This is a genomic window from Pseudomonadota bacterium (assembly GCA_016711215.1).
GTDB lineage: Bacteria > Myxococcota_A > Polyangia.
This window is the reverse complement of the sequence record JADJTL010000003.1, coordinates 132,743-146,841: the sequence shown is the minus strand read 5'-3', so window position 1 is coordinate 146,841 and position 14,099 is coordinate 132,743. Positions and strand designations below refer to the sequence as shown.

12 protein-coding genes are annotated in these 14,099 nt (G+C 69.9%); 8 read left to right on the top strand and 4 right to left on the bottom strand.

Annotation, left to right across the window (positions count from 1 at the left end; translation table 11 throughout):
* Positions 1 to 207: 207 nt before the first annotated feature.
* Positions 208 to 975, top strand: coding sequence for a formylglycine-generating enzyme family protein (locus tag IPL40_09620; GenBank protein MBK8481416.1), 768 nt, complete (start codon positions 208 to 210; stop codon positions 973 to 975).
* Between the two features lie 24 nt (positions 976 to 999).
* Entirely contained in the window at positions 1,000 to 1,785 is a 786-nt protein-coding gene (gene kdsA, locus IPL40_09615) for a 3-deoxy-8-phosphooctulonate synthase (GenBank protein ID MBK8481415.1), read from the top strand.
* A 59-nt stretch (positions 1,786 to 1,844) separates the two neighbouring features.
* On the opposite strand, the gene IPL40_09610 is transcribed toward kdsA, so the two are convergent.
* Together IPL40_09610 and IPL40_09605 are read right to left on the bottom strand one after the other, a co-directional pair.
* Complete coding sequence (locus IPL40_09610) at positions 1,845 to 2,183, bottom strand: twin-arginine translocase TatA/TatE family subunit (GenBank protein ID MBK8481414.1); 339 nt, start codon at positions 2,181 to 2,183, stop codon at positions 1,845 to 1,847.
* A 98-nt stretch (positions 2,184 to 2,281) separates the two neighbouring features.
* Entirely contained in the window at positions 2,282 to 4,819 is a 2,538-nt protein-coding gene (locus IPL40_09605; GenBank protein ID MBK8481413.1) for an LON peptidase substrate-binding domain-containing protein, read from the bottom strand.
* 360 nt (positions 4,820 to 5,179) lie between these two features.
* Between IPL40_09605 and IPL40_09600 the strand changes: the two genes are divergently transcribed.
* Positions 5,180 to 5,659, top strand: coding sequence for a hypothetical protein (locus IPL40_09600; protein ID MBK8481412.1), 480 nt, complete (start codon positions 5,180 to 5,182; stop codon positions 5,657 to 5,659).
* A gap of 75 nt (positions 5,660 to 5,734) precedes the next feature.
* On the opposite strand, the gene IPL40_09595 is transcribed toward IPL40_09600, so the two are convergent.
* Positions 5,735 to 7,489 (bottom strand): SurA N-terminal domain-containing protein, encoded by a 1,755-nt coding sequence (locus IPL40_09595; GenBank protein ID MBK8481411.1) that lies wholly within the window; start codon positions 7,487 to 7,489, stop codon positions 5,735 to 5,737.
* A gap of 317 nt (positions 7,490 to 7,806) precedes the next feature.
* On the opposite strand from IPL40_09595, the gene IPL40_09590 reads away from it, so the two are divergent.
* From IPL40_09590 to rodA, 5 genes are all read left to right on the top strand, one after another.
* Positions 7,807 to 8,841 carry a rod shape-determining protein gene (locus IPL40_09590; GenBank protein MBK8481410.1) on the top strand — a complete coding sequence of 345 codons (1,035 nt, stop codon included), beginning with the start codon at positions 7,807 to 7,809 and terminating at the stop codon, positions 8,839 to 8,841.
* A gap of 148 nt (positions 8,842 to 8,989) precedes the next feature.
* Entirely contained in the window at positions 8,990 to 9,883 is an 894-nt protein-coding gene (locus IPL40_09585) for a rod shape-determining protein MreC (GenBank protein ID MBK8481409.1), read from the top strand.
* The gene (locus IPL40_09580; GenBank protein ID MBK8481408.1) at positions 9,880 to 10,452 is read left to right on the top strand and encodes a hypothetical protein; all 573 of its coding nucleotides are present in this window, start codon (positions 9,880 to 9,882) and stop codon (positions 10,450 to 10,452) included. The genes IPL40_09585 and IPL40_09580 overlap by 4 nt, the downstream gene beginning before the upstream one ends.
* Positions 10,453 to 10,462: 10 nt before the next feature.
* Positions 10,463 to 12,343, top strand: coding sequence for a penicillin-binding protein 2 (mrdA, locus tag IPL40_09575; protein ID MBK8481407.1), 1,881 nt, complete (start codon positions 10,463 to 10,465; stop codon positions 12,341 to 12,343).
* Positions 12,340 to 13,434: a rod shape-determining protein RodA gene (rodA, locus tag IPL40_09570; GenBank protein MBK8481406.1), complete on the top strand. Its 1,095-nt coding sequence runs from the start codon at positions 12,340 to 12,342 to the stop codon at positions 13,432 to 13,434. Before mrdA ends, rodA begins: the two co-directional genes overlap by 4 nt.
* Before the next feature lie 17 nt (positions 13,435 to 13,451).
* On the opposite strand, the gene trxA is transcribed toward rodA, so the two are convergent.
* On the bottom strand, positions 13,452 to 13,796 hold the full coding sequence (trxA, locus tag IPL40_09565) for a thioredoxin (protein MBK8481405.1): 345 nt from the start codon (positions 13,794 to 13,796) through the stop codon (positions 13,452 to 13,454).
* Positions 13,797 to 14,099 lie beyond the last annotated feature (303 nt).

Here is a 14,099-nt window from a genome sequence, read left to right as displayed (position 1 = left end):
CGCCGCCTGGCGTCACGATGCGCCGGGGTGTCCTTGGTGGTCTGCTTCGCGTCGCTTCCCGCACGGGCGCTCGGTGTTGGCTCGACGCGCCGTTGGCTCCCCCGCGCCGATCTGCGCTAGAACCACGCCACGATGTTCGCGACAGAGGAAAGAAGCGTCAGGTGGCGGTCGGTGCGCCCCGCGCGGCTGGTTCGCTGGGGGGCGCCGATGCTGACCCTGGCGGCCGCGGCGCTCTTTTCGTCCCGCGCGCGCGCGGCCCCGCCCCCCTTGGGGGTGCCGATCGCCTCCGGATGGTTCGTGCGCGGGAGCGCGACGGGCGACGCCGATGAGCGGCCGCCGCGACGCCTCTGGCTCGAAGCCTTCGCGATCGACCGCTTCGAGGTCACGCGCGGGCGCTACGCGGGGTGTGTGCGCAGCGGGCGCTGCCGGCCGCCGCAGGTCTACGACGGGCCACGGGGGGAGAACCTGCCGGTCGTCGGTGTGAGCTGGGAAGATGCGAGCGCCTACTGCGCGTGGCGCGGCGGGCGCCTGCCGACCGAGGCCGAGTGGGAGCGCGCGGCCCGGGGTTCCACCCCACGAGTCTACCCCTGGGGCGACGCGCTGCGCTGTGATCGGGCCAACTTCGGCAACTTCGCGGGCGATGGTCTTTGCGCCGGGAAGAACCCCGGACACGTCGTCGCCGTCGGCAGCTATCCGCGCGGCGCGAGCCCGGAGGGGGTGCTGGATCTGGCGGGGAACGTGTGGGAGTGGGTCGCGGATGCCTATGGCCCCTATGACCAGCGCGTCGTGCGCAACCCGCGTGGTCCGGCCAAGCCGCGGCCGGGCGCCGAGGCGGCGGATGGTCTCGGGCGGCAGACTCGCGTGGTCCGCGGCGGCTCGTGCTGCTCCTATTTCTCGTTGCCGCGCACGAGCAACCGGCTGCACTTCCCCCCGGACTACGTCGATGTCGACCTCGGCTTTCGCTGTGCCCGTTGACGCGGGCAGAGGAGAACTTACGCGATGAGCACTGTATCTGTGGCGGCAGGCGTGACGATCGGTCGCGGTCAACCCTTGGCGTTGATCGCCGGCCTCTGCGTCGTCGAAAGTGATGACGTCATGTTCGTCGCTGCCGAGCGCCTGGTGGCGATGGCCGCTGCGCGGCGCCTGCCCCTGATCTTCAAGTCGTCCTACGAGAAGGACAACCGCACGATCGGCGAGGCCTATCGTGGACCTGGGCTCGAGCGCGGGCTGGCGAGCCTCGCCGCGATCAAGGCTCGCTTCGGCTGCCCGCTGCTCACGGACGTGCATCGCCCGAGCGACGTGCCGGCCGCGGCGCAGGTCGTCGAGGTGCTCCAGGTGCCCGCGCTCCTTTGCCGGCAGACCAGCCTGCTCGAGGCCGTCGGCGCCGCGGGGCGGGTCGTCAACCTGAAGAAGGGGCAGTTCATGTCGCCGGTTGGGTTGGCCGGCTCGGTCGGAAAGCTGCGCGGCGCGGGGGCGCAGGCCGTGCTCGTCACCGAGCGCGGCTCCAGCTTTGGCTACGATCGGCTCGTCTGCGATCTCGCGGGGCTCGGGGAGCTGCAGGCCCTCGGTTGCCCCGTGGTCGTCGACGCCGGGCATGCGTCGAATCAACCGAGTGAGATTGCGCCGCTGGCCTGCGCAGGTGTCGCGGCGGGAGCTGATGCGCTCTTCGTGGAGTGCCACCCCGACCCGGCCAACGCTCGCTCAGACGACCGGCGCATGCTCTCGCTGGACCAGCTCGAAGCGCTGTTGCCGCGCATCGTTCGCATCGCCGAGGCTCTGCGCTAGCCGAGGCTCTGCGTTAGCAGCCCAGCGCGCGAGGCAAGCGGCGTGGTTGGCGACGCGGGCTAGTCGCGACGATCGTCGCGCGGGCGCGTTTGCCCAGCGCCTTCCGCTCGTACGTCCTCGCGCGCGTCCGCTCGCGCGTCCTCGATGGGCCGGGCGCTCGCACCTTCGATCGGGGTGGCCTTGCGACTGGCGCTGAGGCGTGCCTGCTCCGCGCGCGCCTGCTCATCGTCTTCCCCGCCGCCCGCCGCGCTGCGGAAGGCGCGCAGCGTCTCGCCCAAGGCCCGTCCCAGTTGGGGCAAGCGCGAGGCGCCAAAGAGCAGGATCACCACGATGAAGATCAGCAGCGTTTCCTGCGGGCCGACACAGCCACCGAGGCTGCACGCGAGCGCTGGAAGCAGGTAGCGTAGCGTTCGAGTCACGATTCACTCCTTGTCCAGGTGGCGGCAGATGATCGGCGAGACCCGGCCGCCACAGCTCTTGCCGACGGGGACGGCGCTCAGGCGGCCGAGTGCGCGGCGGTGTCAGGGACGACCGGATCGCGGCTGCGCTTCTTGCGCGGCGTCCGCGGCGTGGCCTCGAGGGCGAGGGCCAGGGCCTGCGCGATGTCGTTGACGAAGAGCAGCTCCATCTCGACTTGGATTTCCTTGGGGACGTCGATCAGGTCCTTCCGGTTGCGCTCCGGCAGCAGCACCCGGCGCAAGCCCGCGCGATGCGCCGCGAGCACCTTCTCCTTGACGCCCCCGACCGGCATCACGGTGCCGCGCAGCGAGATCTCACCGGTCATCGCCAGGTCGTCGCGCACGCGCCGGCCGGAGAGCAGCGAGACCAGCGCGGCCACCATCGTCATCCCAGCGGAGGGCCCGTCCTTCTTGATGCCGCCGGCTGGCACGTGGAGGTGGAGATCCGACTCGGCAAAGAAATCGACCTCGAGGCCGAGCTCGACCGCCTTGGTTCGGGCGTAGCTCAGCGCGGCCTGGGCCGACTCTTGCATCACCTCGCCAAGCTGACCGGTGAGAATCAGCTTGCCCTTGCCCGGCATGCGGGTGGCCTCGACGAACATCAGCTCGCCGCCGGAGGACGTCCAGGCCAGTCCGGTGGCGACGCCGGTGATCTCGGTGCGCTCGGCCGCCTCGGGGTAGTACTTGACCGGTCCGAGCAGCTCCAGCAGGTGTTGCGGCGTGACGGTGCTCGGCAGCTCGCGATCCGAGGCCACCCGCACGGCCAGACCGCGGCAAATCGAGGCCAGCTCACGTTCGAGGTTGCGCACGCCCGCTTCGCGCGTGTAGTGGTCCGCGACGTGGAGCACCGTGGTGTCCTCCAGCACGGTCAGCGCCACGCTGCCCTCGGTCGTCGCCTCGCTCGCTGCTGCAGCCGGTGGTGCCTCGCTCGCTGTAGCGCTTGCCGCAGCGCTCGCTGTAGCGCTCGCTGCAGTGGCGCCGCCCGCCGAGTGCTGTAGCAGGGTCGCGGCGAGCCCATGCTCCTCGAGCTGTTTGGGGATCAAGTGGCGGCGAGCGATGTGCAGCTTCTCGTTGCGCGTGTAGCCAGGCAGGTCGATCACCTCGAGGCGATCCTTCAGTGCCGGTGGAATCGGGTCAATCTCGTTGGCGGTGGCGAAGAAGAGCACCTGCGACAGATCGAAGGGCACCTCGAGGAAGTGGTCCGAGAAGGTGTCGTTCTGTTCGGGGTCGAGCACCTCGAGCAGCGCGGACGAGGGATCGCCGCGGAAGTCGCGACCGAGCTTGTCGATCTCATCGAGCACGAAGACAGGGTTGCGGGTGCCCGCGCGCCGAATGCCCTGGATGATTCTCCCCGGCAGCGCGCCAACGTAGGTGCGCCGGTGCCCGCGGATCTCCGCTTCGTCACGCACGCCGCCGAGCGAGGCCCGCACGAACTTGCGGCCGAGCGCGCGCGCGACGCTGCGCCCGGTCGAGGTCTTCCCCACGCCGGGAGGGCCGACCAGACAGAGAATCGGCCCCTTCTTGTCCGGCTTGAGCTTGCGCACGGCGAGATATTCCACGATGCGCTTCTTCACGCGATCGAGGCCATAGTGATCCTCGTCGAGAATGCGTCGCGCGTGATCGAGATCGAGGTCGTCGGGCGTCATCGTGCTCCAGGGGAGCTCGACGAGCCACTCGAGATAGGTGCGCGCCACGGTGTGCTCCGGCGACTGCGTCGGAATCTGTCGCATGCGCACGACCTGCTTCTCGGCGACCTCCCGCACCTCGGCCGGCATCTCGATCGCGCGGAGGCGCTCCTCGAACTCGGCGCTCCCGTCATCGTCATCGGCGTCGCCGAGCTCTTCCTGGATCGCCCGCAGCCGCTGACGCAGCACCGCCTCGCGCTGGTGGCGACCCATCTCCGCGCGCACGTGCGAGTCGATGTGCTCCTTGACGCGGTAGGTCTCGAGCGCCCGCTGCAGCCGGGTCAGCACCTCGCGCAGCCGTTGCGGCACGTCGAGGAGCTCGAGCAGCTCCATCTTCTCCGCGGTGGTGCCCTCGATGTTGGCAGCAGCCACGTCGCCCATCCGTGCCGGGTCGCGGATCTGATCGAGCAGGGCGCCGGCCTCATCGGGGATGTCCGGGGAGATCGCCACGATCTGCTTGGCCGCGTCGCGCACGGCCATCGCCAGACCTTGCGCCTCGACCTCGTCGGCCCGGACCTCGACCAGCGGCTCGCAGAGCGCGTGCAGCGCCCCATCGGCCGTATCGAGCTCATGCACGCGGAGGCGGCGGACGCCGCGGACGACGATGGTGGCGCGGTTGGCGGCCACCTTCATCACCCGCAGCACCTCGGCCTCGACGGCGATCGGAAAGATGTCGCTCAGCGCCGGCTCATCGACCTCGGGACTGCGCTGGGTGACGACCGCAATGCGCAGCCCGTGCTGGGCTTCCACGCGCTCTGCTACCGCCATCGAGCGCGGGCGTCCGACGTCGATTGGCTGAACGACGCCGGGGAAGAGCACCATGTTGCGCAGCGGAATCGCGGCGAGCCGCGTCCTGTCGCCAGGTTTGCTATCAATCTTCGGTTCAGTCATGGACGGACCCTCGGCCACGTTCGGCCACGTTCGGCCACGTTCGGCCACGTTGTCGCCTCTGAGACGCGCGGAGTCTAGCACACCGGTCGCCGTGGCAACGAGCCGCGGAGTGCCACGCGCGGCGCCTGCAGCGGTGCCTGCAGATGACTGCTTCGGCGGCGCTCGCCGAGGGGGCGTTGCCGCCGATCGGGCGTTGTCGCCGATGGGCTTCAGGCGTAGCATGCGCCCCCCTGCCTCCAGCGAGGGCGTGGTGCCGCGCGTGGGCGGGTTCTTTCGTCGGAGCGCGCCGCGCGGTGGCGCGCTAACGGAATGCAGGACAGACGAAAGCGGACGGATCCACAGAGAGAAGGAGAAGTGGGAGTGAAACAGCTAGCTACCCTGGTCGCCAGTCCGGAGCGGCGCGGCGTCGTCGTCGATGACTGCGTCAGTCTGGTCGAGAGCGAGGTGCGCGCCAAGAGCGGCATCACCGGCTTTGCCGTCAAGACGGTGTTCAGCGTCGTGCAGGCGCTCAAGCCCCGGATGATCCACGAGCTGGTCGAGGCGCTGCTCGATGAGTTCATCGCGCAGCTCGAGCCCTTCTACGCCGAGTTCCAAGGCGAGGGCGGCTCCGCGTCGATCGAGCGCTATCTGACCTCGCGCAGCGATCGGGTGGCGGAGAGCCTGTTGGCCGTGACGGACCGCCGAGCCGAGCGTTCGAGTCACCGGGGGCTGGTCAGCGCCTACCAGAAGCTGAGGCCGAAGGGCAAGGCGCACGTCTTGGCCGCCGTGCCGGGCGTGGGGCGGCTGCTCGACCGCCATCTGGATCGCCAGCTGGACGGCGGGGCCGCCGGGCAGGACTGATCGGGCTCGGACCCGCGGCGGTCGATTCCGCGCGGCGCGCGCTGCGATCCATTCCCTGCGGTGCGCCGTCCGCGCCTAGAGCATCGCCCCCGCGGCCTGCAGGGTGCGGCAGGGGACGTAGTCGGCGCTCTTGTCTTTCGCCTCACCCTCAGCCGCCGGCCGCGCGAGGATACGCGGATCGATGTTCACGCGCTTGCGCTCGAGCGCCCGCTGGCAGAGGTCCTGTTCGACGTGCCGCACGAGCTCCTGCGCCTTCGCGTCCTGGTACGAGCGCGTCAGTTCTTGTCGGCGCTCGGCCCACTCCTGCATGTCAGCCTCTCGGCGGTCCTTGAGGGCCACGAGATAGACCATGGGACCGACGGCGAAGGGGCGATCCGCCACCTCACCGCGCTGCAGGCGGAAGACCGCCTCGCTGAGCTCCCCAGAGGCGCCGATGCCGGGAATGGTGTGATCAGGGCTGCGCATGAAGAGGCTCGAGGTCCTCAGCTCAAAGCGGCGATCGTCAGGCCCGGGGCTGCCGGCGCCGGCGCTGTCTCCGGCAGCGGCGACCGCCGCCGTCGCGGAGGGCGGCGCCTCCGCAGCGCCGCCGTCCCCCGCGGGCCCTTCGTCCGTCGTCGCGTCGTCTGTCGTCGCGCCCTCGTCGCGCGCGGCCACGAAGAGCTGCTCCAGCTTGGCGCCCCGCTTGATCCGGGCGAGGAAGCTGTTGGCGAGCTCGTTGGCTAGGGCGCGGGCGCCCTCGTCGCGCGCCAGCTCGAGCGCGATCTCGCGCTCGGCCTTGGCCAGCGGCACGTCGCCGCTGCGGCGACCTTCGATGCGCACGATATAGAGCCGTTCGCCGGCGACGATCACCTGGGAGAGCTCGCCGTCCTTGAGCTGCTGCAGCGCGGCATCGACGGCCGGCGCAATCGCCGGCGCGGCGCTGTTGCGCCAACCGAGCAGCCCGTCGACGCCAGCGCTGGCGTCTGTCGAGGCCTCGCGCGCCAGCGCCCCGAGGTCCGCCCCTGCGCGGGCCTTCGCCAGCAGGCGCGCGGCCGCCGCTTGGGCGGCCTGGCGATCCCCACCGATGGCGGCCCGGAGGGCGAGGGCGCGGACCAGCACCTGCTGCGGCAGGCCAGTGAAGGCCGTCCGATTGACCTCGTAGTACTTTCTCAGCGCCTGCTGGTGCGTCGCGGCGAAGGCGTCGAGCTGGGCAGTGGTCAAGCGCACGCGCTCGCGCAGCTCGCTCGGGGCGAAGCGCACGTACTGCAGCTGAACCTGCGTCTGGCGCTGCACGAAGTCGTTCTGCACCTCGCTGGGGGCCACGCCAACGGCGCCGTCGAGCAGCTGTCTCAGCTTGTGCGCCAAGAGCTCGCGGCGCTGCTCCTCCTTGAACTTCTTGACGGTGATGCCCCAGTTATAGCGCACGTAGCGCGAAAACAGGTCGTAGTCGAAGCCGCCGCTGTCGCCGCGGACGAGCGGCTGCTGTTGGCCCAGCGCGAGGTAGCGCCCGGCCAGCAGCATATCCTCGATCTCGGCGTCCGGGACGCGCAGCCCGAGCTCGATCGCTCGCTCGGCCATCAGCTCGCGCACCACGTAGCGATCCAAGATCAACGCCCGCAGCATCGCGACCTGGTCCTCCGCGAGACCCGAGCTGGGCAATCCCGCCACCGCCATCGCATAGCTGATGTCGTTGATCGTAATCGCCCGGCCGGCGACCGCACCCGCGTGGGTCGTGTCGGCTACGCAGCCCTGCGACTGCGGACCGAAGTTGACGACGAAGACGCCGATGATGATGCCAAAGAAGATGTAGATGATGAAGGAGCGCGAATGCTTGCGCATTCTATCGAGCATCGGACACCTCGAGGGCGGTCTTCAGGGCGGTTCTGCGGGCTGAACGGCCAGCCGAAGCGGGCATGGACCAGCGATGAACCCCGCGTTTCCGCGGGACCCTAACAGAAGGCCCCACGCGCTGCAACGCCGGCCCTGGCCGCGAAATTCTGCTGCAGGTTCACCGCGGGCCGGAGGGCCATAGGGCCGGCGGCCGGCGGCAGCGGCCGGCGCTTGTCAGCGTGCAGGGGCTGGTGTATGAGCAACGCGCCCTGGCGGCTATCTTGTCGGCGGGGCGCTGCTTCCCACGTGGGGGCCCTTCTCCCCGGACAGGCTGCGCCATGCTTCTCGACTGGGTCTACGGCCTGTTCTCCAACGACATGGCGATCGACCTCGGCACGGCCACGACGCTGACCTACGTCAAGGATCGGGGCATCGTCGCGCACGAGCCCTCGGTGGTCGCCGTGCAGAAGAATGGCAACGGCGGACGTCGGGTGCTCGCCGTGGGGCACGAGGCCAAGGAGATGCTGGGGCGGACCCCTGGCAACATCGTGGCGATTCGACCGATGAAGGACGGCGTGATCGCCGACTTCGAGATCACCGAAGCGATGCTACGGTATTTCATCACCCGCGCGCATAAGCGCAAGACGCTCGTGCGACCGCGTATCATCATCTGCGTGCCATCCGGCATCACCGAGGTGGAGAAGCGCGCGGTGCGCGATTCGGCGCTGGCGGCCAGCGCGCGCGAAGTCTACCTGATCGAGGAGCCGATGGCCGCCGCGATCGGTGCTGGGCTGCCGATCACCGAGCCGAGCGGCAATATGATCGTCGACATCGGGGGTGGCACGACGGAGGTCGCGATCATCTCGCTGGCCGGCATCGTCTATGCGCGATCGCTGCGCGTCGCCGGCGACAAGATGGATGAGGCGATCGCTCAGTACATCAAGCGCAAGTACAACCTCCTGATTGGCGAGCGCACGGCCGAGCAGATCAAGAAGACGATCGGCAACGCCTACCCACCCGATGAGCTGCTGACGATGGAGGTCAAGGGGCGCGACCTCGTCGCCGGGGTACCCAAGACGATCACGACCAACTCCGACGAGATCCGCGAGGCGTTGGCGGAGCCGATCAACGCGATCGTCGACGCGGTTCGGGTGGTGCTCGAGCGGACGCCTCCGGAGCTCTCCGCCGACATCGTCGATAAGGGAATCGTGCTGACCGGTGGTGGCTCGCAGCTGCGCAACCTCGACGTGCTGATTCGCGAGGAGACGGGGCTGCCCGTAATGCTCTCCGACAACCCGGAATGCGCCGTGGCGCTCGGTTCGGGTCGCGCGCTCGACGAGCTAAAGCTCTTGCGCGAGGTGGCGATCCATTGAGCTTGCGGCGATCGGGTCATTGAGCTTGCGGCGATCGGGCGACGACGCGCGCTAACCGACTGCGCGAGGGCGTAGCCCGCCCTGCCGCCGCTGCACGCCAGTCAGGGGCGGCTCGCCAGTCGCTCGCTGACCCGACGAGAGGGCGTCGATGTCGACTCTGATGCTACCGCGGCGCTGGCGCGACCTGCTGTTGGCGCTGCTGCTGGTAGGCTTGCCGCTGTTGCTGCTGCGCGCGCAGCTGCGCGCCCCCGGCGAACTCAATGGCTTCGACCGGTTGCTCTTGCGCGCGGCGGGCCCGCTGGAGCGCGCCGTAGCGTCTTCCGCGGAAGGCGTGCAGCGCTGGTGGCGGCGCTACTTCTTCCTGGTGCACGTCGAGGGCGAGAACGAAGCGCTCCGCGCCGAGCGGCAGCAGCTGCGCTTCGGCCTCCAGCAGGCGCGGCGCGAGCTGCGCATCGCGGCCCGCTATGAACGGCTGCTGGCCTTTCGCCAGCGCCGCGGCTTGGAGACCGTGTCGGCGCGCGTGATAGGCAGGCCGCCCTCGGCCTTCGCGCGGGCGCTGCGGCTCTATGTCGACCGTGGCGGCGAGTTGCTGCGGCGCGGGATGCCGGTGGTGACCGATCAAGGCGTCGTCGGTCGCGTGGGCCGCGTCTTCGGTGACTACGCCGAGGTGACGCTCCTCGTCGACCCCAAGAGCGCCGTCGACGTCGTCCTGAGCCGGAGCGGGGCGCGAGGGCTCCTGCGCGGCGCGGATGGCAGCGACGGCTATCGCTGTCGTCTCGACTACGTCCTGCGGCGCGAGACCGTGAAGACTGGCGACTGGGTGGTGACGAGCGGCGCCGCCGGGCTGTTCCCCGAGGGGCTGGTCGTCGGGCGCGTGTCGCGGGTTGGACCCGACGAGGGTGGGCTCTACCGCGAGGTCGACGTCACCCCGGCGATGGACTTCGGCGAGCTCAAGGAGGTGCTGGTGATCGCGGCGCCGGCGCCCGCTGCGGTCGGGGAAGCTGCGCCGGCGATCGTTCCGGCGCGGGGATTGGCGCCGTGACCCGCGTCCTGTTGTTTTGGTCGATCGGCTTCGTGCTCTTGACGCTGCTCGGTCCGCTGCTGCAGCTCTTCGGCTTGACGCGCGTCTCTTGCGATGTGGCGACGCTGATCGTGCTGCATGTGTCGCTGACGGCCGCGCCCGCGGCTGCCCCGCGCGGCGCCGCGATCAGTCGCGCGGGGGGCTGGTTCGATCCCGCCGGCGTCGGCGTCACCGTGGGCCTGGGCTACCTGGCCGATCTGCTGGCCGGGACCCCGGCCGGTCTACAGGCGCTGGCGCTGGCGGCGGTCTATCTCTTTGGGCGCGGCCTGGCGCGCAAGCTCTATCTCGGCGGTGCGCTCTCCTACGCGATCGTCGGCGGCGCCGCCGCGCTTTACGCGGGGATCGTGGGCACCTTGTTGCGCAGCGTGCTCTGGCGCGCGGCACCGAGTGGCTCCTGGCTGCTGCTGCTGCTGGCCCAGACGCTGCTCACGGCAGCAGCGGCCGCGCCGCTGCTGCGGGCGCTGGCGCGGATCGATCAGGCCTTGGCCGGGCGCGAGGCGCTGCCCGGTGCCCGGTCGGGGTTGCGCTAGGAGTCGCTGCTTGGCCACGCCTGTCCACATACCGGAGCTGCAGCGACGCTACGCCTACCTGGTGGTCTTCGTCTTGCTCGTCTTTGGCGTGCTGATCGGGCGGCTCTGGCAGTTGCAGGTCGCGCGCGGGGCGGCGTTCCGCGCGGCGGCCGCCGATAATTACCTCCAGGAGAGGACGATCGCGGCGGCCCGGGGTGCGATCTTCGACCGTTCGCGGCGCCTGCTGGTCGGTGTGCGCCCATCGTTCGACGTCTACGCCGCGCCCCGCTTCGTCGACGATCGCGCCCTCGAGCGCTTCGTGCGCGCCCTCGGAATCGACCCGGAGCGCGCGCGGGTGGTGCGGCGGCGCGTGGCCGCGGCGCGCGCGACGCGCCGCAATCAGCGCCTGCTGCTGCTGCGCGACATCGATCGCGATCAGCTCGCGCAGCTCGAGATGCTGAAGACCGACGTGCCCGCCTTCGACGCGGTGGCCGTCGCCCAGCGCCACTATTTGCATGGCGCGGTGGCGGCGCACCTCCTGGGCTACATGAGCGAGGTGACTGCGGATGATCTGGCGCGCGATACGCGCGGGCGTTACCACGCGGGGCAGCTCGTCGGGCGCTACGGCGTCGAACGGCTCTTTGAGGACCAGCTGCGCGGTTTGACGGGCGTGGAGCGGGTCATCGTCGACGCGCATGGTCGTCGACGACACGAGCCGTGGGCCGGCGCTCTGCTCGGCGGCCAGCCGCAGCGCGTGGCGCCGCAGGCAGGGAATACGCTCGTCCTGACGATCGACCTCGAGCTGCAGCGGCGCGTCGAGCGCGCTCTGCGCCGCTATGCCTCGGGCGCGGCGGTGGTGCTGGAGGTCGAGACGGGCCGGGTGCTGGCCACCGCCTCGCATCCCGCATTCGACGCCAACGTGCTGACCGGGCGGCTGACGCCGCGCCAAGCACGCGAGTTGCTCGACGATCCGCGGCGCCCCTTGCTCGACAAGGTCTTCCGCGAGAACTACTTCCCTGGGTCGATCTTCAAGGTGGTGACGGCGACCGCCGCCGTCGAGGATCACCTCGCGACCTGGGACGAACACATCACCTGCAAGGGCGTGCACAGCTTTGGCCGGCGCTCGTTTCGCTGCAGTCACACCCACGGCAAGGTCGATCTCCATCGGGCGCTGGCCGAGTCATGCAACGTTTACTTCTACCTGCTGGCGGAGCGCGTCGGGCTCGACCGCTTGGCAAACTACGCGCGCCTCTTCGGTCTGGGCGCGACGACCGGCGTCGGCTTGAACGGCGAGGTGGGTGGGCTGATTCCCACGAAGGCCTGGTACGCGGAGCGCGGGCGGCCCTTCCGGCTCGGGTTCACGCTCAACGCTGCGATCGGCCAGGGCAGCGTCAAGGTGACGCCGATCCAGGTGGCGGCGCTCTACGCGGCGCTGGCCAACGGCGGCCGCCTCTACGCGCCGCAGATCGTCGAGCGGATCGAGACGCCGACGGGCGAGGTCTTGCAGCCCTTTATTCCGCGGCTTCGTCGCGCGATCAACCTGCGTCCCGAGACGCTGCAGCGCCTACGCGCGGCCTTGGTGGCGGTCGTTGCCGACCCGAAGGGGACTGGCCATGACGCGCGCCTCGAGGGGCTCTCCGTCGCGGGAAAGACCGGGACTGCCCAGGTGATCCGCCGCGGCTTCGCCACGGCGCACGCGCTCGAGGACCACTCCTGGTTCGCGGCCTATGCGCCGGTCGAGCGGCCGCAGATCGCCGTCGCGGTGCTGATCGAGCACGGCGGGCAGGCCGCGAAGGTGGCGGCCCCCGTCGCGATGGAGATCGTGCGCAGTTACTTCAGCAAGGCGGCCGCTGCGCCGAGCTCTGCGTCTGCGCCGCCGACCGCTGAGCGGCGCGCCGGGGGATCGCCGTGAGCGGATTGAGCAAGCTGCGGGCGCATTTCGACTGGCCCCTCTTTATCTGCATCGCTGTGCTGATCGTGGTCGGTCTGGGCAACCTCCACTCGGCGACCGCGTCGACGACGCTGACCCTGGTGCGCCAGCAGGTCGGCTGGCTCGTGCTGGGGCTCGGCGTCTTCGTGCTCTCGGCGACGGTGGACTACCGCCTGTTCTACCGGCTGGCCTATCCGCTCTACGGTGCCGGCCTGCTGGCGCTGCTGCTGGTGCTGATCTTCGGCAAGAGTGTCAATGCGTCGCAGCGCTGGCTCGAGCTCTTCGGCTTCGCGGCGCAGCCCTCCGAGCCGATGAAGGTGCTGCTGATCCTGGCGCTGGCGAAATACCTCCACGACGATCCGACGGTCGAGGCGCGGACGCTGCGCCATGTGCTGATCCCCTTCCTGCTCGTGCTCGCGCCGGTCGTGCTGGTCTTGCGACAGCCGGATCTGGGTACTGCCCTGTTGATCCTGCTGCTCTTCATCTCGATCATGCTGCTGACCAAGCTGCGGCTGCGCGCGGTGCTGACGCTGCTGCTGGCCGTGATCGCGGCGTCGCCGCTGATCTGGAGCTACGTCCTGCGTGACTACCAGAAGCGCCGGATCTACACCTTCCTCGACCCCTCCTCGGACCCAGGGGGCAGCGGGTGGCAGTCGCGGCAGTCGATCCTCGCCGTTGGCTCGGGCGGCTGGAATGGTAAGGGGTACATGCAGGGGACGCAGAACCGGCTGCATTTCCTACCCGAGCGCTGGACCGACTTCCCCTTTGCGATATGGGCCGAGGAGTGGGGCTTCATCGGCAGCGTGGCGCTGCTCGTGCTCTACATCGTCTTGGTGCTGCTGGCGGTGCGCCGGGCCAGTCAGGCCCGCGATCGCTTCGGCGCCGTGCTCTGTGTGGGTGTCGCGGCGCTGCTCTTCTGGCACACGGTCTTCAGCGTCGGGATGGTCACAGGACTGATGCCCGTGGTCGGCGTGACCCTGCCCTTCGTCAGCTACGGCGGTTCGTCGATGATGACGACGATGTGCGCGACGGGCCTGCTGATGAACGCGTCCGTGCGGCGCTCGTCGTACTAGCCGCGCAAGCGATCACCCTATGCGGTGATCGCCTTCTCCAGGAGCGCGACCAGCCGTTGGCGCGGCTGGGCCCCGATCAGCTGGCCGACGACCTCTCCCTGGTGAAAGAGAATCAGCGTCGGGATGCTCCGCACCTGGTAGCGCGTCGGCACACCCGGGTTGCCATCGATGTCGAGCGAGCCGAAGCGCACCTTCCCGGCATAGTCCTGGGCGAGTCCGCTGACGACCGGCGCCAGCGCCTTGCAGGGACCGCACCACTCCGCAGCCAGGTCGAGCAGGAAGGGCAGCGGCGACTTCAGCACCTCGCTCTCGAAGGTGGCATCGCTGATCTCGAGCACATTCGCATCGGGGGAGGCCGCCATCGTCTGCTCCATTCTCTGGGGTTCGGCGCGCTTGCTCCGGGGTTCGGCGCGCTGAGTTTGGCGCTCGCAGGACGCTCGCGAGCACGCGTATGTGATACCCGTCCCGAGGGTCGAGATCAAGGTGCGGCTGCGCGTCGGGGAGCCCGGGCCTCTGGTGACACGGTTGCAGCAGCAGCCGCCGCCCCGTAGTATCCGCTCGCGCGCGCACGGTCGCCCGCGGGGCCCGTATCGCAGGTGCGGCATGCCGGTGACCGTGGACTCGTGCGGCCCGCTGCCGCGCCGGTCCGGCGCGTGCCGACGGTG

Excerpts from the sequence above, each read along its gene's own strand:
- IPL40_09620 (MBK8481416.1), top strand. The coding sequence starts at position 208 with ATGCTGACCCTGGCGGCCGCGGCGCTCTTTTCGTCCCGCGCGCGCGCG.
- kdsA (MBK8481415.1), top strand. The coding sequence starts at position 1,000 with ATGAGCACTGTATCTGTGGCGGCAGGCGTGACGATCGGTCGCGGTCAA.
- IPL40_09605 (MBK8481413.1), bottom strand. The coding sequence starts at position 4,819 with ATGACTGAACCGAAGATTGATAGCAAACCTGGCGACAGGACGCGGCTC.
- IPL40_09595 (MBK8481411.1), bottom strand. The coding sequence starts at position 7,489 with ATGCTCGATAGAATGCGCAAGCATTCGCGCTCCTTCATCATCTACATC.
- IPL40_09590 (MBK8481410.1), top strand. The coding sequence starts at position 7,807 with ATGCTTCTCGACTGGGTCTACGGCCTGTTCTCCAACGACATGGCGATC.
- IPL40_09585 (MBK8481409.1), top strand. The coding sequence starts at position 8,990 with ATGTCGACTCTGATGCTACCGCGGCGCTGGCGCGACCTGCTGTTGGCG.
- trxA (MBK8481405.1), bottom strand. The coding sequence starts at position 13,796 with ATGGCGGCCTCCCCCGATGCGAATGTGCTCGAGATCAGCGATGCCACC.